The sequence below is a fragment of the Anaeromyxobacter oryzae genome (assembly GCF_023169945.1).
GTDB lineage: Bacteria > Myxococcota > Myxococcia > Myxococcales > Anaeromyxobacteraceae > Anaeromyxobacter > Anaeromyxobacter oryzae.
Map to the genome: position 1 here is coordinate 737401 of NZ_AP025591.1, position 18984 is coordinate 756384.

Here is an 18984-nt window from a genome sequence, read left to right on the forward strand (position 1 = left end):
CGGAGGCACCGCATGGCCGCCGTCGCGCTGAGGGACGTCCACAAGGGCTTCGGCGACGTCGAGGTGATCAAGGGGGTCACGCTCGACATCGCCGATCGCGAGTTCGTCGTCTTCGTCGGCCCGTCGGGCTGCGGGAAGTCGACGCTCCTCCGGCTCATCGCCGGCCTCGAGGAGATCACGTCCGGAGACGTGCTCATCGACGGCGAGCGGGTGAACGACGTGGCGCCGGCGCGACGCGGGCTCGCGATGGTCTTCCAGAGCTACGCGCTCTACCCGCACATGACCGTGGCCGACAACATGGCGTTCGCGCTCCGGCTCGCCGGCGAGTCCCGCGAGGAGCGCGCCCGCAAGGTGCAGGAGGCCGCCCGCGTCCTCCAGCTCGAGCCCCTGCTGGCGCGCAAGCCCAAGGAGCTCTCCGGCGGGCAGCGGCAGCGCGTCGCCATCGGCCGCGCCATCGTCCGGAACCCCCGGGTGTTCCTCTTCGACGAGCCGCTCTCGAACCTCGACGCCGCGCTGCGCGTCCAGATGCGGGTCGAGCTGACCCGGCTCCACGATCAGCTGCAGGCCACGATGATCTACGTGACCCACGACCAGGTCGAGGCGATGACGATGGCGGACAAGATCGTCGTCCTCCAGGCCGGCGTGGTCGAGCAGGTCGGCTCGCCGCTCGAGCTGTACCACCACCCGCGCAACCTGTTCGTCGCCGGCTTCATCGGCTCGCCCAAGATGAACTTCCTCCGCGCCTCCGTGAGCGACGTGAACCTCGACGTCGCCACCGTGAAGCTCCGCGACGGGACGCGCGTCGAGGTGTCGGTCGAGCCCGATCACCTGCAGGAGGGCGAGGAGGTCACGCTCGGCGTCCGCCCCGAGCACCTCACGATCGTCGCCGACGGACCGCTCCACGGCGAGGTGCTCGTCGTCGAGCGGCTCGGCGGGACCACCTTCCTCCACGTGAAGCTCGAGGGCGGTGAGCTGATCACCGTCGAGGCCGACGGCGAGAACGCCGTGCGGATGCACGACCGGGTGGACCTCGGCCTCGGCCGCGATCGCTGTCACCTGTTCGACGCGGGCGGGCTCGCCATCCCGCGCGCGACCCGCCACCCGCTGGCGGAGGACCTCGCGGGGCGGCCGGGGGTCCGCGCGACCGCGCAGGACGTGGGCCCCCGCCCGCTCGGCGACGGCGGCGCGCCCGGGATGCACCGCTGACCGGCGAGGAGGCCGCGCATGGCCGGCAAGCTCGAGGGGAAGACCGCGATGGTGACGGGCGGCGCCCGCGGCATCGGGCGGGCCGTCTGCGAGGGGTACGCGCTCGAGGGCGCGCGGGTCGCGGTCGCCGACGTGGACGTCCCGGAGGCGGAGGCCACCGCGCGCGCGATCGGCCCGGCGGCGTTCGCGGTCCGGCTCGACGTCACCCGGCAGGAGTCGATCGACGAGGCGATCTCCGCCATCGTCGCGCGCGCCGGCGGCCTCGACGTCCTCGTGAACAACGCGGCGGTGTTCGACCTCGCCCCCGTCGTGGAGATCACCCGCGAGAGCTTCGACCGGGTGTTCGCGGTGAACGTGAAGGGGCTCTTCTTCACGCTGCAGGCGGGCGCGCGGCAGATGATCCGGCAGGGCCGCGGCGGGAAGATCATCAACTTCGCCTCGCAGGCGGGGCGGCGCGGCGAGCCGCTCGTCCTCGTGTACTGCGCGAGCAAGGCGGCGGTCATCAGCATCACGCAGTCGGCCGGGCTCGCCCTGATCAAGGACCGCATCAACGTGAACGGGATCTCGCCCGGCGTGGTCGACACGCCGATGTGGGACCAGGTGGACGCGCTCTTCGCGAGGTACGAGCACCTGCCCATCGGCGAGAAGAAGCGCCTCGTCGGCCTCGGCGTGCCCTACGGGCGGATGGGCCTCCCCGAGGACCACGTCGGCGCCGCCGTGTTCCTCGCGTCGAGCGACAGCGACTACGTCGTCGCCCAGACGCTGAACGTCGACGGCGGGCAGTGGATGAGCTGAAGGTCGCGACGCGCCGGGCGCGCCGGCGGAGGACGAGCGATGAGCGGCGCCACGAAGCTGAGCGAGGCCACCCTGCGGACGCTCGGCGACCGCGTGCAGGTCCCGACCTACGACCGCCGGGGCCTCCCGCAGGGGATCGTCCACGTGGGCGTCGGCGGATTCCACCGGGCGCACCAGGCGGTCTACCTCGACGACCTCCTCCACCGGCCGGGCGCGCCGCCGTGGTCGATCTGCGGCGTCGCGCTCCTCCCGCAGGACGCCCGGATCCGCGACGTCCTGCGCGCGCAGGACGGCCTCTACACGGTGGTGGAGCGGAGCGCGGCGGGCGATCGCGCGCGCGTGATCGGCTCGATCACCGAGATCCTGCACGCGCCGGAGGATCCGGAGGCGGTCTTCGAGCGGATGGCGTCGCCGGTGTGCCGGATCGTCTCCCTCACGATCACCGAGGGCGGCTACTACGTGAACCAGGGGACCGGCGCCTTCAACGACGCGCACCCAGACATCCAGCACGACCTCGCCCACCCGCACGCGCCGACCTGCTCCTTCGGCTACCTCGCCGAGGCGCTCGACCGCCGCCGACGCCGCGGGCTCCCGCCCTTCACGGTCCAGTCCTGCGACAACCTGCAGGAGAACGGCGCGGTGGCGCGCCGGATGTTCCTCGCGTTCCTCCGCCTGCGCGACCCCGCGCTCGCCGACTGGGTCGCGGCCGACGGCGCGTTCCCCAACGCGATGGTGGACCGGATCACGCCGGCCACGACGGACGAGCACCGGGCGATGGTGCGGAGAAGTTCGGCATCGACGACGGCTGGCCGGTCGTGACCGAGCCGTTCCGCCAGTGGGTCATCGAGGATCGCTTCCCGCAGGGGCGGCCGCCGTGGGAGGAGGTCGGGGCGCAGATGACCACCGACGTCCACCCCTACGAGAAGATGAAGATCCGGCTCCTCAACGCGAGCCACCAGGCGCTCTGCTACGTCGGCATGCTGCTCGGCTACCGGTTCGCGGACGAGACCATGGCCGACGCGGACATCCGGCGGCTCGTCGAGGGGATGATGGACGTGGAGGTGACGCCGCTCCTGCCCGCGGTGCCAGGCATCGACCTCGCCGAGTACAAGCGGACGCTCGTCGAGCGCTTCTCGAACCCCACCCTCCGCGATCAGCTGGCGCGGATCGGCACGGAGGGCTCGGCGCGCATCCCCAAGTTCGTGCTCCCGTCCATCGTCGAGCAGCTCGAGCGCGGCGGACCGCTGCGGGCCCTCACCTTCACGGTCGCGAGCTGGTTCCGCTACCTCACCGGCGAGGACGACGCGGGGCGCCCGCTGCCGATCAACGATCCCATGGCGGACGAGCTCGTCCGCCGCGCGCGCGCCGGACGGGAGGACCCCGGCCCGCTGCTCGGGATGCGCGAGCTGTTCGGCGACACGCTCCCCTCGGCGCCGCGCTTCATGTCCCTCCTGCAGGAGCTCCTGCGCGCGTACTGGCGGGAGGGCCCGCGCGCCGCGCTCGCGCTCGCGCTCGCCGGGTAGCCCGCCGCGTCGCGGTGGATCGAGGTGAGGCCATGGCCGAGGTCGTCTGCGTCGGGGAGCTGCTCGTCGACTTCGTGCCCACGGTGTCCGGGACCGGCCTCGCCGACGCGCCCGCGTTCAAGAAGGCGCCCGGAGGCGCCCCCGCGAACGTCGCCGTCGGCCTCGCGCGGCTGGGCACGTCGAGCGCGTTCATGGGCAAGGTCGGCGACGACGCGTTCGGGCTGTTCCTGGCGCGGACGCTCCTCGACGCGGGGGTGGACGTCGGGCCGCTGCGGCTCTCGGCCGAGGCGCGCACCGCGCTCGCCTTCGTGACGCTGCGCGCGGACGGCGAGCGCGAGTTCCTCTTCTACCGGAACCCGAGCGCCGACATGCTCTTCGCGCCCGAGGAGGTCGACGCGGACGCGATCCGCGCGGCCCGCGCTCTGCACTTCGGCTCCATCTCCCTCATCGGCGAGCCGTCGCGGAGCGCGACGCTCCGGGCGGTGGCGCTGGCGCGGCAGGGCGGCGCGCTGGTCTCGTACGATCCGAACCTGCGGCTCGCCCTCTGGCCCGACGCCGCTGCGGCGCGCGCGGGGATGCTCCGCGGCTGGGAGGAGGCCGAGATCGCGAAGGTGAGCGAGGAGGAGCTCGACTTCCTCGTCGGGACGCGGGACCTCGCCGCGGTCCGGCGCGCGCTCTGGCACGACCGGCTGCGGCTCGTCGCGGTGACGCGGGGCGCGGCCGGGTGCACCTTCGTCACCCGCGATCTGGCCGAGGACGTGCCGGGCTTCGCCGTCCAGACGGTCGACACGACCGGCGCCGGCGACGGGTTCGTCGCCGGCCTCCTGCACCGCCTGCTCGCGGCGCCGGGCGCGCTCGACGATCCGCGGACGCTCCGCGAGGCGTGCCGGTTCGCGAACGCGGTCGGCGCGCTCACCACCACCGAGCGCGGAGCCATCCCGGCGCTGCCGACGCTGCCGCGGGTCGAGGCGCTCCTCGCCGGGGTCCGGCCGTCGCAGGGCTCGACTACGGCCGGAACCGGAGCGTGAACCGGAGGGGCTGGAACAGGTCGGTCGCGGTCCCGAGCGGCGGCATCACCCCCATCAGCACGGCGAGGCCCGGCCCGTCGTAGCCCGAGAGCCGCACGGTCCGGCGCGCGTCGGCGCCCGCGTGCGCGCCCGGCGCGGGCCATCCGATGACGATGAGCTCCTCGACCGCGTGGACGTACTCGAGGAGCAGGAGCACCGCGTCGCGTTCCCGGAGGAGTACGGCCGTCGTGAGCGGGCAGGCGGAGAGGCCGCATTTGTCGGCGCGGGCCCCGCTCGCCAGCAGGCTCTCCACGAGCGAGCGGTCGCCGAGGTAGATCGCCTTCAGGAGCAGGGTGGCGCCGTTCGAGAGGCGGTCGTCGAGCTGCGCGGGCGCGATCGCGCCGCTCTCGAGCGCCGCCGCGAGGTCGGCGCTCGTCCGCACGCGGTTCCGCGCCCGGCGCGCGACGAGGACCGGATCGGTCCGCAGGTCCCGCGGCCGCGGCAGCGCGGTCGCCGCGTACTTCGCGAGCCACGCCTGCGGGTCGACGGCGCCGACGAACTTGCTCGGCTTCTGCCGCTCCACGTCCACCAGCAGCCATCCGGAGCCGGTCGGCGCAGGGAACGGATCGGACAGTCCAGCCGGCGAGAGCGCGAGGACGTGCTCGCGCAGGGGCAGCGGGATCTCGTTGGAGCGGGTGTCGACCTCGCGCCAGCTCAGGGTCGCCTGACGGCAGCTCGCGGGGACGAAGCGATCGTGACATGCCCGCGCCGCGCTCTCGGACGGGAAGACGAGCACGCGGTACGTGTACGCGGATCCGTCGAACGTGGAGACCGCCTCCTCCCAGAGGAGCGCCCGGTCGCCGCCAGCAGAGTCCGCCGCGGGCGCGTCTCCCTCCTCGCCCGCGACGCCGTCCGCCCGCTGGATCGAGGAGCACGCGCCGAGAACGGCGAGGAGCGGCACGAGAGCGACGGTTCGCATGAGGTCACCGAGGGTGCGAGCGGCGGGTTCTGACGGAGCGGCTGGACGGCGACGACGAGTCAACCCGTTCCGACGCGCGTTGACAACTCCGTCCGCGAGGCTCGCCTGCGCGAACCCGCGACGCGCCGGTCCGGGCGCTAGCCGGTGGCGTTCGCTGCGGGCCGACGGAACCACCGGGTCAGGTATCGCGTCACGGCCTCCAGATCGCTGCCGCCGCACCGGAAGGCGATGTAGCCATCGGGGCGGACGAGGTACTGCGCCGCGTCCCGAACGCCGAGCAGCGACAGCACATCCTCCGCGCCGGTCTCCGCGCCGGAGGTCGTCTGGACCGGGAGATGGCGAAGCTTCACGAGTCCGGAGAAGCGCTCGAGGCGCGCGACGTCCCACGCCCCCGCCTCCCCGCACAGCAGGAGCGTCAGGTGCGGCCCGACGATCGCACGCTGCAGGGCCACGCGTCTCCCGTCGAGCGTCAGCCACGCATCCGGGAGCCGATCGCCCGCGCGCGGGCCGCCGTGAAGCCGCGGACGCCCCTCCGTCACCGCAGGGCTGTGCCGGTACCGGATCCCGAGCTCCGACACGAACCGGAACGCCATCGCGCGTAGCCACCCCGAGTCGAGGAGTCGCGGGAGGACGCGTGGCGCCACGACCTCGCGGGCCCAGGACGCGAGCCGGCCGGCGGAGAGAGCGCGAGTGAACGTGGAGAAGACTCGATCCGTGTAGCGAAGGAGATTCCGGCCGACCGGCCACCGCTCGGCATCGTACGATTCGAGCAGCCGCTCGGTGGCGGTACCCCGCGCGACGAGCGCGAGCTTCCAGCCGAGATTCCAGGCGTCCTGGATCCCGGTGTTCATCCCCTGCCCGCCGACCGGGCTGTGGATATGGGCGGCGTCGCCGGCGAGGAGCACGCGGCCACGGCGGTACTGCGCGATCTGGCGGTGGTGCAGCCTGAAGTGGCTCAGCCAGGCGGGGTCGCGGACGAGGATCGAGCCGGAGGTCGGAGTGGCGACGACGGCCTGCAGCTCCTCGAGGGTCAGCGGCCCGGCGGGCGAGTCGTCCGGGGCGACCTCGTCGCGCCGGGCCCCCGGATCGCGCGCCTGCATCGCGATGACACGCCAAGTGGCCGGGTCGCCGAGCGGGAAGAACATGGCGACCCCGCCTCCGCCGACGAACGAGTTGATCGCGCCGGGCTCCAGAGGCCCATCGGCCTCGACGTCGCCGAGCACGAAGTCCTCGGGATAGCTCCCACCGCCGAAGGAGAACCCGGCGCCCTTGCGCACCGTGCTGTGTGCGCCGTCGCACCCCACGAGGTAGGTCGCGCGCACGCGCTCCTCGCCGCCGCCTGGATGCCGGAGCTCGCACTGCACCCACCGTTCGTGCACCTCGAACCGGACGAGCTCGACGCCTCGCTCGATCGCGACGCCGGAACCGGCCAGGTACTCTTCCAGGACCCGCTCGGTCTCGGACTGCGAGACGAAGAGGATGAACGGGTACCTCGTGTCGGTGGCGCCGATCCGGCCGAGCCGCGCCTCGGCGATCCGCCGGGCGCCGAGGTGAATGACGAGTCGCGAGCTGGTGTTCCCGCGCGCCACGAGTGGCTCGGCGAGCCCGAGGGCGTCGAGGACCTCGAGCGTCCGCGCCTGGACGGCGAGCGCGCGCGACTCGTGCGCGCGATCGAGCGAGCGATCGATGATCCGGGTGCGGACTCCGAGCCACCGGAGCTGTGCGGCGAGCGCCAGGCCCGTCGGCCCCGCCCCGACGACGAGGACGGCAACCTCGTCGAGGTGCGACTCGTCGCCATCCGAGCCCACGGTCCTCCATCGCGCGGCGGCGCTCCGGGCGTCCTCTCTGTCCCGGAACCGGCGCGGCTGCATCGACCTGACGTGACCCGCCCGGACGAAAACGGCGGAGACCCGGAGGTCTCCGCCGTCACGTCCGAACCAGGCCTTCAGGTGTCGATCAGTAGTCCATCTCGTCCATGCCGCCCATGCCGGGCCCGCCCGCCGCCGGGGCCTTCTTCTTCGGCTTCTCGGCGATCATCGCCTCGGTCGTGAGGAGGAGGCTCGCCACCGACGCCGCGTTCTGGAGCGCGGTGCGCGACACCTTGGTCGGGTCGATGACGCCCGCCTTCTCGAGGTCCTCGAACACCTCCGTCGCGGCGTTGAAGCCGAAGCTCCCCTTGCCCTCCATGATCTTCGCGACGACGACCGGCCCGTCCCAGCCGGCGTTGGTGGCGATCCGCTTCGCCGGCCATTCCAGCGCCTTCCGGACGATCTGCACCCCGAACCGCTGGTCGCCCTCGGTCTTGAGCCCGTCGAGGGTGGCGAGGCAGCGCAGGTACGCGACGCCGCCGCCGGTGACGATGCCCTCCTCGACCGCCGCGCGGGTCGCGTGCAGCGCGTCCTCGACGCGGGCCTTCTTCTCCTTCATCTCGGTCTCGGTCGCCGCGCCGACGTTGATCACCGCGACGCCGCCGACGAGCTTCGCGAGGCGCTCCTGCAGCTTCTCGCGGTCGTAGTCGCTCGTGGTCTCCTCGATCTGGCCGCGGATGAGCTTGATGCGGGCCTCGATGTCGGCCTTCTTGCCCTCGCCGTCGACGATCGTCGTGTTGTCCTTGTCGATCGTGACGCGCTTCGCCCGGCCGAGGTCCTTCAGGGTCAGCTGCTCGAGCTTGATGCCGAGCTCCTCGGAGACGACCTGGCCACCGGTGAGCGTCGCGACGTCCTTCAGCATCTCCTTGCGGCGATCGCCGAAGCCCGGCGCCTTGACGGCGCAGACGTTGAGGGTGCCGCGGAGCTTGTTCACGACGAGGGTGGCGAGCGCCTCGCCGTCGATGTCCTCGGCGACGATGAGGAGCGGCTTGCCGCTCCTCGCGACCTGCTCGAGGACCGGGATGAGGTCCGCCATCGCCGAGACCTTCTTCTCGGTGATGAGGATGTACGGATCCTCGAGGACCGCCTCCATCCGGTCGGGGTTCGTGACGAAGTACGGCGAGACGTAGCCGCGGTCGAACTGCATGCCCTCGACCACCTCGAGCGTCGTCTCGAGGCCCTTCGCCTCCTCGACCGTGATCACGCCCTCCTTGCCGACCTTCTCCATCGCCTCGGCGATGATGTTGCCGATGGTCTCGTCGCCGTTCGCGGAGATGGTCCCGACCTGGGCGATGTCCTTCTTGCCGTGGGTCGACTGCGAGAGCTTCTTCAGCTCGGCCACGACCAGCTCGACGGCGTGGTCGATGCCGCGCTTCAGGTCCATCGGGTTGTGGCCGGCCGCCACGAGCTTCAGGCCCTCCTCGTAGATCGACCGGGCGAGGACGGTGGCGGTCGTGGTGCCGTCGCCGGCCTTGTCCGACGTCTGCGAGGCGACCTCGCGCACCATCTGCGCGCCCATGTTCTCGAACCTCGGCTCGAGCTCGATCTCCTTCGCGACGGTCACGCCGTCCTTCGTGATCGTGGGTGAGCCGAAGCTCTTCTCGATGACGACGTTGCGCCCCTTCGGGCCGAGCGTCACCGCCACCGCCTCGGCGAGCGTCTGCACTCCGCGCAGGATGGCCTCGCGGGCGGGCTGGTGAAATGCGATCTCCTTGGCCGTCATCTCGGAGCTCCTTTTGGTGAAAAGGTCAGTAATTGGAGTGACTTGCCGTGGGACGCGGGTTGGCAGTCGCCGTCGGCGGCCGCTAACATAACCGCGAGCGGGACCCCGTCAAGCGGGCTCCCGGGCCTCCCGGCGGGCCTGCTCCGGCGGTGAACACCGGAGGGTCGTGCAGGGCCCCGCGCGGGGGCGCCGGCGTTGACAGCGCCGAGACGCCGCGATTACGTCGCCGGCGATGCGCCGCTTCGACGATCGCACCGGCACCGACCGCGGAGGCGAGGACGCGCTCCTCGACGCGGCGGCGGACGCGTTCGAGGCCGGCCGCCTCGAGGAGGCGCTCGCGCACGCGGACGAGGCCCTCGCGGCCGCGCCGCGCTCCGTCGCGGCGCTGCACTACCGCGCGGCGGCGCTCGCGGAGCTCGATCGCACCGACGAGGCACGCGAGGCGTACGAGCGCGCCCTCGCGCGCGACGCCGGGGACCTGGACCTGCTCCGGGGGGCCGCCGACTTCTACGTGAACGTCCTCCCGGAGGACGACGCCGACCGCGAGCGCGTCGAGCGCGGGCTCGAGCTCGCGCGCCGCGCCCGGAAGCTCGCCCGGAAGGCCGGCGACGCCCCGCTCGCCGCGGAGCTCGCGTGGCTGGAGGGCGCCGCCCTGAACCAGCTCGGCCGCTCGGCCGAGGCGCTGGAGCGGCTCTCCGAGGCGGAACGGGAGGAGCCCGACCGGGTGGACGTGCTCCTCGAGATGGGGTTCGCGCTCTACGAGCTCTGCCGCTTCGACGAGGCGGCGCGCGTGCTGCGCCGGGCCGAGGCGCTCGCGCCGGAGGAGCCGTGGACTCACCACTACCTCGGCCTCCTCGCCGAGCGGCGCGACGAGGCGGAGGAGGCGCGCCGGCGGTTCGCCCGGGCCCGCAAGCTCGCGCCGGACGAGTTCCCGAAGCCCATCGCCCTCGCACCGGACGCGTTCGACGCGGCCGTCGAGGACGCGCTCGCCGACATGCCGGAGCAGGTGCGCCAGTACCTCTCGAACGTCGCCATCACGGTGGAGGACCTCCCCACCGCCGACGACCTGCTCTCGTCCGACCCGCCGCTCTCGCCGGCGATCCTCGGGCTGTTCCGCGGCGCGCCCTACGGGCAGAAGGCGTCGATGGATCCGTGGAGCCACTTCCCGTCGTCGATCGTCCTCTACCAGAAGAACCTGGAGCGCTTCGCCCGGAGCCGCGCGGAGCTCATCGAGCAGATCGGGATCACCCTCATCCACGAGGTCGGGCACTTCCTCGGCCTGGACGAGGACGAGCTGTACGCGCGCGGGCTGGAGTAGCGCTCAGGTCCGCGGCGCGAGCCCGGCCGCCTTGCGCGCCTTCCACGCCTCGATCGCCGCGCGGATCCTCGGCATCGCCCGGCGCGTCGCATCCATCCCCGCCTGGACGCAGCGCTTCTTCTGGCCGAAGTCGAGCATCCCGACGCCGCGGACGTCCGGGGCGACGAGCACGTCCGCGCCCTGCTTCCGGTGCTTCACGTTCTCCGCGAACATGATGTTCGTGGACTGGAGCAGCACGTCGAGGACGTTCTTGATCTCCACGTTCCCGACGTCCTCCGAGATGTCCACCGCGATCACCAGGTCCGCGCCCTTCTCCTTCGCGACGTCGATGGGGATGTTGTCGATCACCCCGCCGTCCACGAGGATCTTCCCCATGTGCGCCACCGGCTCGAAGATGCCGGGGATCGCCGACGACGCGCGGACGGCGCGCGCGATCGAGCCGTGATCGAGCACCACCCGCTGGCCCCAGTTCAGGTCGGTGGCGACGGCGGCGAACGGGATCTCGAGCTGCTCGACGTTCTCCTGCTTCACCTTGGCCCGCACGAACGCCTCGAGCTTCTCGCCCTTCGCGTAGCCCATCCCGACGACGGCGTTCACGAGGCGGAAGTCGAACAGGTCGTCCTGCTGCAGCTGGAACGCGGTCCACTCGAGCTCGAAGGAGTCGCGCGCGCTCGCGTACAGCGCGCCGATGAGGCTCCCGACGCTCGTGCCGACGACGAGGCCGACGGGGATCCGCTCCTGCTCGAGCACGCGGATGACGCCGATGTGGGCGAACCCGCGCGCGGCCCCGCCGCCCAGGACGAGGGCGATCCGGGGCTCCGGGACGGCCAGCGGCGGCGCCGGGGCCGGCGGCGCGAGCGCGACGGCCGGGGGCGCCGCGGGCGCGGGCTCGGACGGGCGCGGCGCCGCGGTCCGGCAGGCGGACAGCGCGAGGGCGAGGCAGAGCGAGGTGGTGCGGGCGGCGCGCATCTGAAGAGGTCTCCGGGGGCCGGCGAGTGTAACGCACGGACCGCCTCGCGCCGTCCCGCGGCCGAAAACCCGCCGAAAAATTGACCGGTTCCGGCCGATATCGCATCGTCGGCGAGAATGCCCACGGTCATCGAGTCGATGGAGCTTCTGCAGGTCCTCGCCGAGGCGGAGGACATCGCCCGGAGCGTGAACCAGAAGCTCACGAGCGCGCACCAGCTCCTCGCCTTCTTCACCGTCCCGAACCGCGCCGAGGTGCTCCTCAAGGACCGCGGGATCGACGAGGACCGCATCCTCCAGGCGATGACCGGCGCGCCCAAGGAGCCCGAGGGCGTCGAGCGGGATCTCCGCGAGCGCGCCCGCGGCGTGGCCGAGGGCGTCGGCGCGGACGAGGTGGACTGCCTCCACCTCCTCATCGCGATGAGCCGCGTCCGCTCTGCCGCGGCGCACCAGCTCCTCGGCGCGTGCGGGCTCCAGCTCGCCTCGCTGCGGAACATCGCCCTCTCTTACTTCACCGCCCGGATGCCGCGCCGTCTCCAGCACGTGCAGCCGGTGAAGGTCGGCCCCGGTCCGCAGGGCGCGCACCCGCCCCCGGTGGCGCGCCGCGCGCCGGAGCCGGCCCGCGACGACGGCCGCGACCTCGACGGCGAGCTGGAGCAGGCGCTCGAGCACCTCGAGGCGGCGAGCGGGATCGCCCCGGTCGCGACCCCGGCGGCAGCGCCGGCGCCGGCTTCCACCCAGGCACCGGCCCGGCCCGCGGCGGCGCCCCCCGCCGCCCGCCGCGCCCCGCGCTCGCAGCACGCCCTCGATCCCCAGGCCTTCCCGTGGCTGTCACAGCTCGGGCGGAACCTCACCGAGCTCGCCGAGGCCGGGAAGCTCGACCCGCTCGTCGGTCGCGAGCGAGAGGTCGAGGAGGCGATCGACGTCCTCGGCAAGCGGCGCACGAACAACCCCCTGCTCGTGGGCGAGCCGGGCGTCGGCAAGACCGCGATCGTCGAGGGCATCGCGCAGCGGCTCCTGCAGCACGGCGGGTTCGACCGCGAGCGGATCGTGGTCGAGATCGACATGGCGAGCGTCGTCGCCGGGACCCAGCTCCGCGGCGCCTTCTCCGAGAAGCTCCTCGGCATCAAGGAGGAGGTCCGGAAGGCCGGCGGCAAGGTCGTCGTCTTCATCGACGAGATCCACACGCTGATGGGCGCGGGCTCGACCGGCGACGGCCCGCAGGACGCCGCGAACGAGCTCAAGGCCGCGCTCGCCCGAGGCGAGTTCCCCTGCATCGGCGCGACCACCCACGACGAGTACCGCCAGCACATCGAGAAGGACCCGGCGCTCGAGCGGCGCTTCACGCCCGTCCTCGTCCGCGAGCCGTCGGTCGCCGACACCGTGACGATCCTCCGCGGCCTCGCCGGCCGGTACGAGAAGCACCACGGGGTCGCCTACGCGCCGGCCGCCCTCGACGCGGCCGCCGCCCTCTCGGCGCGGCACGTCACGGACCGCTTCCTGCCGGACAAGGCCGTCGCGGTCCTCGACCTCGCCGGCTCCCGCGCGCGGCGCGAGGGCGTGCGCGAGGTCGGCGAGAAGGAGATCGCCCGCGTCGTCGCGAAGATGGCCGGAATCCCGGAGTCGCGCCTCGTGGCGAGCGACCGCGAGCGGATCCTCGGCCTCGAGGCCGCGCTCGCCGCCCGCGTCATCGGGCACGGCGAGGCGGTGAGGAAGGTCGCGGCGGTGCTGAAGCGGAACTTCGCCGGGTTCGCGTCGCGGCGGCCGATGGGCTCGTTCCTCTTCCTGGGCCCGACCGGCGTCGGCAAGACCGAGCTCGCGAAGGCGCTCGCCGACGCGCTCTACGGCTCCGCCGACGCGCTCGTGCAGCTCGACATGACCGAGTGCGCCGAGCCGACCGGCGTCGCCCGCCTCGTCGGCGCGGCCCCCGGGTACGTCGGCTACGGCGAGGGCGGGCAGCTCACCGACGCCGTCCGGCGCCGGCCCGCGTGCGTGGTGGTGCTCGACGAGATCGAGAAGGCGCACCGGGACGTGCTGATGCTCCTCCTCCAGGTGCTCGAGGAGGGCCGGCTCACCGACGGCCGCGGCCGGCAGGTCGACTTCTCGAACGCCGTCGTGATCCTCACCTCGAACCTCGGCGCCGGCGAGGCCACGCGCACGGCGACCGGCACCATGGGGTTCGGCGCTGCGGAGAAGGTCGCGCCGCGGGAGGACCGCGTGCTCTCGGCCGCGCGCGGCGCCGTCCCGCCGGAGCTGTGGAACCGGCTCGACGAGCGGGTCGCGTTCGGCCCGCTCGCGCGCGAGGACGTGTCCCGCATCGCGCGCCTCCTCCTCGAGGAGTCGTCCCGGAGGCTCGAGGCGGAGCGCAAGATTCGCTTCGAGGCGACGGACGCCGCGGTGGCGTTCCTCCTCGACCACGGCGGCTGGGACCCGTCCCTCGGGGCACGCCCGATGCGGGGCGCGGTGCAGCGGCTCGTGGAGGCCCCGCTGGCCGAGCGGATCCTGGCCGGCGAGATCGGGCCGGGGGACCGGGTGGTGGTGGACGCGGGGGCGGAAGGGCTGGCGTTCGCGCGGAGCTGAGGGCGCGCGATGGACGCGCCCCTCGGATTGCCGATCTCGGCAGGCGCGAGCGCGACCGTCATCCGCTGGACCGCCGCCGTCGTGGTCGCGCGCCGCGACCCGAGACAGTCCGTGCTCAGCGCCAGGCGCACCGCCTCACGGAGCCGAGGCGCGCATTCCGAGGTCTTCCCTCTCCCCCGCGCAGCTTCATCGCGTGGGGGAGAGGGCCAGGGTGAGGGGGCGTTCGCCAAGGGTGAACGCCCTCCCACGCCGCGCCGCCTGCCCACGGCTGGGGGGCGGGCTCGTCCCCGAGAGCGAGCTGCGCGAGGCAGGTCCTGCCCCGAGCTCGAGAACAGGTCGAACGCTCGATGGGTCGCATGAACGCTCCGTGACGGGCATCCCACGAAGTGCTCTGCTGTTCGGATGAGCGGTGGGACGGCGTTCAAGTTGCGCGTCGACGTGCGCTGACGATCACACCACGAGTCCGAGCCCTGGCCGACGCGGGCCCAGCGGAGCCCGGCTCACCGTCCCCGCCCCTCGAGCGCGTCCATCACCGACTCGGCGTGCCGCCGTACCGCCGGGTCGGTCGACGCGACGCGCTCCCGGACCTGGTCGCGCAGCCCCGGCGTGTCGAGTGCGCGCGCGACGCTGCAGTAACGCCTGAAGTACGGCCGATGCCGCCGCTCGATCGCGTCGACGACGACCGCGCGCAGTCGCTCCGCCTGGTCGGCCTCGAGCGGCGCACGCTTCATCCAGCGCAGCACGGACTCCTGGATGTAGCCGCTCCGGAAGAAGACCGGATCCGCGACGAGGAAGTCGATGAGCAGGTCGAGGTCCTTCCGCGTCGCGCGCCCCTCGTGCAACCGCTCGCGCGCCTCGAAGAACCCCGGCGGCCAGGCGCGGTCCAGGGCGGCGCGAAACGCCGCCGCGCCGACGTCGTCGCTCCGTCCGGCCGCTTCCTGTGCCTCGCGCGCAGCCGCTGCACGACCTTCCCAGTCCCAGGCGGACATCGTGCCTCCGTGTCCTGCAGCGTAGCAGGGCCTCGCCTGCGTCTGCGAGCGGCCCCCCTCACCCCGGCCCTCTCCCCCCGCAAAAGCGCGGGGGGAGAGGGAGAAATTCTTCCCCCGGACCCGGACCTCGACCTCGACCGAACCGACCGCCACCCCGACGCCCAGCGAACGCGGTGACTCAGTGCCCCCTCCGGGCCCGACACGCAGCCCCTCCTCGCGCGACACTCTCCCTGCCGATGCCCGCCCCACCCGCGAACCGCGCCCAGGCCCTCCGCGAGCTCGCTTCCCTCTTCCTCCGCCTCGGCGCCACCGCGTTCGGCGGCCCCGCCGCGCACATCGCGATGATGGAGGACGAGGTCGTGCGCCGCCGCGGCTGGCTCACGCGCGCGGAGCTGCTCGACCTCCTCGGGGCGACCAACCTCATCCCCGGCCCGAACTCCACCGAGCTCGCGATCCACGTCGGCCATCGCCGGGCCGGGTTCCCCGGGCTCGTCGTCGCGGGCGCCGCCTTCATCCTCCCCGCCGCCGTGATCGTGAGCGCCATCGCCTGGGCCTACGTCCGCTTCGGCCGGCTGCCCGCGGTGACCGGGATCCTGCTCGGCGTGAAGCCGGTGGTGCTGGCGATCATCGTCCAGGCGCTCGTCGGGTTCGCGCGCTCCGCGGTGAAGGGCCGCTTCCTCGCGCTCCTCGGGATCGCGAGCGCCGCCGCAGCCGCCCTCGGCGCGAACGAGCTCGCGGTGCTCGCGTGGGCCGGGGCGCTCGCCGTCGTCGTCCCCGCCGCCGCGCGCCGGCGCAGCTCGCGACGCTCCCCGTCGCCGCCCGCCGCTCCCGGCGTGGCGCCCGGGCTCGCGCCCGTCGCCTCGCTCCCGCTCGCGCCGGTCGCGACCCTGGCCGCCGCCGCCCCGCTCACGCTGTCGAAGCTCTTCCTCGTCTTCCTGAAGATCGGCTCGGTGCTCTTCGGGAGCGGCTACGTCCTCCTCGCCTTCCTCCGGGCGGATCTCGTCGAGCGGCTCGGCTGGCTCACCGAGGCGCAGCTGCTCGACGCCGTCGCCGTCGGCCAGGTCACGCCCGGGCCGGTCTTCACCACCGCGACCTTCGTCGGCTGGATCCTCGCGGGCCCGGCGGGCGCTGCGGCCGCGACCGCCGGCATCTTCCTCCCCGCGTTCTTCTTCGTCGCCGTGAGCGGCCCGTTCGTGCCCCGGCTCCGCGCCTCGCCGGTCGCGGGCGCGCTGCTCGACGGCGTGAACGTCGCCTCGCTCGCGCTCATGGCGGTCGTCACGTGGCAGCTCGGGCGCGCGGCCATCACGGGCGCCCCGACGGCGCTGCTCGCCCTCGCGAGCGCGGTCCTGCTGGTGCGGTTCCGGGTGAACTCGAGCTGGCTCGTCCTCGGCGGCGCCGCGATCGGGATCGCGCTCGCACGCTGAGTCCCGCGGCGCGTCCGCGCCGCGCCCGGATCACCGGTGCGGCTCCGGCCCCGGAGCCGGCGGCCCGCCCCCGAGCCCCGGCCCGAGCGTGATCTGCCACGCGACGTAGGCCTGCAGCGCGTCGCCGCCGCCGAAGGTCCGGCCGAACGACGCGAGCAGGTGGTGCACGCTCGAGAGGTCGACGACGAGCCCCGCCGCGACGCGCGTCTCGCCGGTGCCGCCCACGGTGTCCGCCGCGGTGTGGAACACCTCGATCCCGGGGGTCACCCCGTCCGCCACCTCGCGCTGGACCATCCACCCGAGCGCCGCGTGGTCGCGGCTGCCCTCTCCGCGCGTGAGCCACCACCCGCCGCCGCCGTACGTGGTCCACGGCCCGAAGCTCTTCTGGATCCAGAGCGGCAGGAAGACCTGCACCTCGCCCGTGCCGAGGCCGCGCGACGCGCTCCCCGTCGGCAGCTCGAGGAGCGGGAAGACGCCGACCTGCGGCCGCGACGCGGTCTCGTCGAGGACCCGGATCTTCGCGCCGAGCTCGAGGTCGCCCGGGCCCCACTCCGTCGGCCCGCCCGCGGCGCGCGCCACCGCCAGCGGCGCGATGGCGTGCAGCTGCACCTCGGGGAGCACGCCGTAGTTCACCTCGAGGTGCGGCGCCGTCCCGGTGAAGCTCCCGTCGCGGTCGCGGCTCCACTGCGAGGCGAGGTACAGCTCCCAGTGGCGGTAGTCGACCGGCTCGGGATCGTCCGTCACGTACGGCGGCCCGGCGCGGCCCGGCGCGGGCGCCGCGACGAGCGCGACGAGCGCGGAGGCGAGCGCCGCGCGGACGGCGCGCCCCGTCACCGGTACAGCCCCTTCTCCTCGACGTACCGCCGGACGCGCTCGGGCACGAGCCCGCGGACGTCCTCGCCGCGCGCGATCCGGGCGCGGATCTCGGTCGAGGAGATCGCGGGGAGATCCGGCGCGCCGGGGACCGGCGGGTACCCCTCGCGCCCGACGACCACGATCCGCGCCAGCTCCCTCACGCGATCCCAGCGGTACCACTTGTCCGTGTCCGGCAGGATGTCCGCGCCGACGACGAGGGCGAAGCGATACGCCGGGTGCTTCGCGTGGAGGTGCTCGAGCGTGCGCGCCGTCTTCCCGACGAGCGGATCGTCCGCGAGCTCCGCCTCGGCGGTGCACACGTGGACGCCGCGGAGCTCGCGGGCGGCCAGCCGGCACATCTCGACGCGGTCCTCGAACGGCGCGAGCGCCTTCCCGAACGGATGGCGGAACGACGGCAGCAGCCACACCTCGCTCACGCCCTGCGTGGCGAGGGTCCACCACGCCGCCATGAGGTGCGCGACGTGCGGCGGGTTGAACGACCCGCCGAGGATCGCCACCTCGCGGCCCGTCCCTCCCCCGCTCGCGTCCGGCCCGGCCATCTCCTAGTCGTAGCGCAGGAACGGGCGGCGGCGCCGCTCGAACGCGCGCTCCTCTGGCACGAGCGCCCTCGAGAGCTCGGCCACGGTCGCGCCCGCCTCGATGGCCTTCCGCTCGCGATCCGAGCCGCAGAGCAGGTCGAACGCGGGCACGTCCGCCACGAACTCGTAGGGCTCGGTCCGCCAGGCGAACCGGTCCGGCGCCTGCGCGCGCGCGTGCACGACGCAGGCGAGCCCGGTCCGGAACGGCCGGAACCGCGCCGCGTCGGTGACGAACAGCTCCACCCCGTGGCACCGCACGCCGGCGTGCTTGTCCCAGGTCGGGACGAAGCTCGCCGGCCGGAACGCGATCCCCGGGAGCCGCTCGCGCGCGAGGTCCGTCGCGAGGCGGCGCGCGTCGAGCCAAGGCGCGCCGAACAGCTCGAACGGGCGCGTCGTGCCCCGCGCCTCGGAGAGGTTCGTCCCCTCGAGCAGGCACATCCCCGGGTACACGAGCGCCGTCTCCGGCGTCGGCATGTTCGGCGAGGGGAACACCCACGGCAGCCCGGTCTCGCGGAACCCCATGTCGCGGCGCCAGCCTCGGCAGGGGACGATCTCGAGCTCGAGGTCGAGCCGGCGCTCGGCGCGGAAGAGCAGCGCGAGCTCGCCGACGGTCATCCCGTGCCGGACGGCGAGGTCGTGGAGGCCGCAGAAGCTCTCGAACCCGGGGCGGAGCCGCGGACCCTCGACGCGGACGCCGTCGATCGGGTCCGGGCGATCGAGCACGACGAACCCGATTCGCGCGGCCGCGGCCGCCTCCATGCAGAGCATCATCGTCGCCTGGTACGTGTAGTACCGGGTGCCCACGTCCTGGATGTCGAACACGAGCGCGTCGAGCCCGGCGAGCGCCTCCGGGGGCGGCTTCAGCGACTCGGCGGTCTCGCCGTAGAGCGAGTGGACCGGGAGCCCGGTCGCGGGATCGCGCTCGCCGCCGACGGCCGCCATGTACTGCGCGTCGCCGCGGACGCCGTGCTCGGGGCCGAACAGCGCGGCGAGGGACACGCCCGGCGCGGCGGCGAGGAGGTCGGCGGCGTGGACGAGCCCGCGCGTGACCGCGGTCGGGTTGCAGACGAGGCCCACCCGCCGGCCGCGCAGCGCGCGGAACCGCCCGGCCGCGAGCACGTCCAGCCCGGCCAGCACGCCCGGCCCGCGCCC

Annotated in this window: 16 protein-coding genes; 8 read left to right on the plus strand and 8 right to left on the minus strand. The window is 73.8% G+C overall.

Annotated features, from left to right (window positions below; translation table 11 throughout):
* Window positions 1-12 precede the first annotated feature (12 nt).
* The 5 genes from AMOR_RS03130 to AMOR_RS03150 are packed head-to-tail and all read left to right on the plus strand — an operon-like array spanning window position 13 to window position 4552.
* Window positions 13-1206, plus strand: coding sequence for an ABC transporter ATP-binding protein (locus AMOR_RS03130; protein WP_248358341.1), 1194 nt, complete (start codon window positions 13-15; stop codon window positions 1204-1206).
* An 18-nt stretch (window positions 1207-1224) separates the two neighbouring features.
* A complete protein-coding gene (locus tag AMOR_RS03135) occupies window positions 1225-2001 on the plus strand; it encodes an L-iditol 2-dehydrogenase (protein WP_248358343.1) in 777 nt (258 codons plus the stop codon).
* Between the two features lie 39 nt (window positions 2002-2040).
* Window positions 2041-2820, plus strand: coding sequence for a mannitol dehydrogenase family protein (locus AMOR_RS03140; protein WP_248358345.1), 780 nt, complete (start codon window positions 2041-2043; stop codon window positions 2818-2820).
* A complete protein-coding gene (locus AMOR_RS03145; protein ID WP_248358346.1) occupies window positions 2817-3524 on the plus strand; it encodes a mannitol dehydrogenase family protein in 708 nt (235 codons plus the stop codon). Before AMOR_RS03140 ends, AMOR_RS03145 begins: the two co-directional genes overlap by 4 nt.
* Before the next feature lie 32 nt (window positions 3525-3556).
* On the plus strand, window positions 3557-4552 hold the full coding sequence (locus AMOR_RS03150; protein WP_248358348.1) for a PfkB family carbohydrate kinase: 996 nt from the start codon (window positions 3557-3559) through the stop codon (window positions 4550-4552).
* Here the strand turns inward: AMOR_RS03150 and AMOR_RS03155 are convergent.
* The 3 genes from AMOR_RS03155 to groL form a co-directional block, all read right to left on the minus strand.
* Complete coding sequence (locus AMOR_RS03155) at window positions 4530-5510, minus strand: ankyrin repeat domain-containing protein (protein WP_248358350.1); 981 nt, start codon at window positions 5508-5510, stop codon at window positions 4530-4532. The genes AMOR_RS03150 and AMOR_RS03155 overlap by 23 nt on opposite strands.
* Window positions 5511-5647: 137 nt before the next feature.
* A complete protein-coding gene (locus tag AMOR_RS03160) occupies window positions 5648-7318 on the minus strand; it encodes an FAD-dependent monooxygenase (protein WP_248358352.1) in 1671 nt (556 codons plus the stop codon).
* Between the two features lie 148 nt (window positions 7319-7466).
* Window positions 7467-9101, minus strand: coding sequence for a chaperonin GroEL (gene groL / locus AMOR_RS03165; RefSeq protein WP_248358354.1), 1635 nt, complete (start codon window positions 9099-9101; stop codon window positions 7467-7469).
* Window positions 9102-9333: 232 nt separating this feature from the next.
* On the opposite strand from groL, the gene AMOR_RS03170 reads away from it, so the two are divergent.
* Window positions 9334-10419, plus strand: a complete 1086-nt coding sequence (locus tag AMOR_RS03170) for a metallopeptidase family protein (RefSeq protein ID WP_248358356.1) — start codon at window positions 9334-9336, stop codon at window positions 10417-10419.
* A 3-nt stretch (window positions 10420-10422) separates the two neighbouring features.
* Here AMOR_RS03170 and AMOR_RS03175 read toward each other — a convergent pair whose 3' ends face one another.
* Window positions 10423-11388, minus strand: a complete 966-nt coding sequence (locus AMOR_RS03175; protein ID WP_248358358.1) for a patatin-like phospholipase family protein — start codon at window positions 11386-11388, stop codon at window positions 10423-10425.
* 117 nt (window positions 11389-11505) lie between these two features.
* On the opposite strand from AMOR_RS03175, the gene AMOR_RS03180 reads away from it, so the two are divergent.
* Window positions 11506-13965, plus strand: a complete 2460-nt coding sequence (locus tag AMOR_RS03180) for an AAA family ATPase (protein ID WP_248358360.1) — start codon at window positions 11506-11508, stop codon at window positions 13963-13965.
* 500 nt (window positions 13966-14465) lie between these two features.
* Here the strand turns inward: AMOR_RS03180 and AMOR_RS03185 are convergent, their stop codons facing one another.
* Window positions 14466-14954: a hypothetical protein gene (locus AMOR_RS03185; RefSeq protein WP_248358362.1), complete on the minus strand. Its 489-nt coding sequence runs from the start codon at window positions 14952-14954 to the stop codon at window positions 14466-14468.
* Window positions 14955-15190: 236 nt separating this feature from the next.
* Here AMOR_RS03185 and chrA point away from each other — a divergent pair, with 236 nt between their 5' ends.
* Entirely contained in the window at window positions 15191-16378 is a 1188-nt protein-coding gene (gene chrA, locus AMOR_RS03190; protein ID WP_248358364.1) for a chromate efflux transporter, read from the plus strand.
* Between the two features lie 30 nt (window positions 16379-16408).
* Here chrA and AMOR_RS03195 read toward each other — a convergent pair whose 3' ends face one another.
* From AMOR_RS03195 to AMOR_RS03205, 3 genes are read right to left on the minus strand one after another with little or no spacing between them, the layout of a single operon-like run.
* The gene (locus tag AMOR_RS03195; protein ID WP_248358366.1) at window positions 16409-17212 is read right to left on the minus strand and encodes a hypothetical protein; all 804 of its coding nucleotides are present in this window, start codon (window positions 17210-17212) and stop codon (window positions 16409-16411) included.
* Window positions 17209-17793 (minus strand): nicotinate (nicotinamide) nucleotide adenylyltransferase, encoded by a 585-nt coding sequence (gene nadD / locus AMOR_RS03200; RefSeq protein ID WP_248358368.1) that lies wholly within the window; start codon window positions 17791-17793, stop codon window positions 17209-17211. The genes AMOR_RS03195 and nadD overlap by 4 nt, the downstream gene beginning before the upstream one ends.
* 3 nt (window positions 17794-17796) lie before the next feature.
* On the minus strand, window positions 17797-18969 hold the full coding sequence (locus tag AMOR_RS03205) for an exo-beta-N-acetylmuramidase NamZ family protein (protein WP_248358370.1): 1173 nt from the start codon (window positions 18967-18969) through the stop codon (window positions 17797-17799).
* Between the last annotated feature and the right edge of the window lie 15 nt (window positions 18970-18984).

Coding starts and splice junctions, on each gene's coding strand:
- AMOR_RS03185 (WP_248358362.1), bottom strand. CDS start 14,954: ATGTCCGCCTGGGACTGGGAAGGTCGTGCAGCGGCTGCGCGCGAGGCA.
- AMOR_RS03135 (WP_248358343.1), top strand. CDS start 1,225: ATGGCCGGCAAGCTCGAGGGGAAGACCGCGATGGTGACGGGCGGCGCC.
- AMOR_RS03130 (WP_248358341.1), top strand. CDS start 13: ATGGCCGCCGTCGCGCTGAGGGACGTCCACAAGGGCTTCGGCGACGTC.
- groL (WP_248358354.1), bottom strand. CDS start 9,101: ATGACGGCCAAGGAGATCGCATTTCACCAGCCCGCCCGCGAGGCCATC.
- chrA (WP_248358364.1), top strand. CDS start 15,191: ATGCCCGCCCCACCCGCGAACCGCGCCCAGGCCCTCCGCGAGCTCGCT.
- AMOR_RS03155 (WP_248358350.1), bottom strand. CDS start 5,510: ATGCGAACCGTCGCTCTCGTGCCGCTCCTCGCCGTTCTCGGCGCGTGC.
- nadD (WP_248358368.1), bottom strand. CDS start 17,793: ATGGCCGGGCCGGACGCGAGCGGGGGAGGGACGGGCCGCGAGGTGGCG.
- AMOR_RS03170 (WP_248358356.1), top strand. CDS start 9,334: ATGCGCCGCTTCGACGATCGCACCGGCACCGACCGCGGAGGCGAGGAC.
- AMOR_RS03180 (WP_248358360.1), top strand. CDS start 11,506: ATGCCCACGGTCATCGAGTCGATGGAGCTTCTGCAGGTCCTCGCCGAG.
- AMOR_RS03150 (WP_248358348.1), top strand. CDS start 3,557: ATGGCCGAGGTCGTCTGCGTCGGGGAGCTGCTCGTCGACTTCGTGCCC.
- AMOR_RS03140 (WP_248358345.1), top strand. CDS start 2,041: ATGAGCGGCGCCACGAAGCTGAGCGAGGCCACCCTGCGGACGCTCGGC.
- AMOR_RS03175 (WP_248358358.1), bottom strand. CDS start 11,388: ATGCGCGCCGCCCGCACCACCTCGCTCTGCCTCGCCCTCGCGCTGTCC.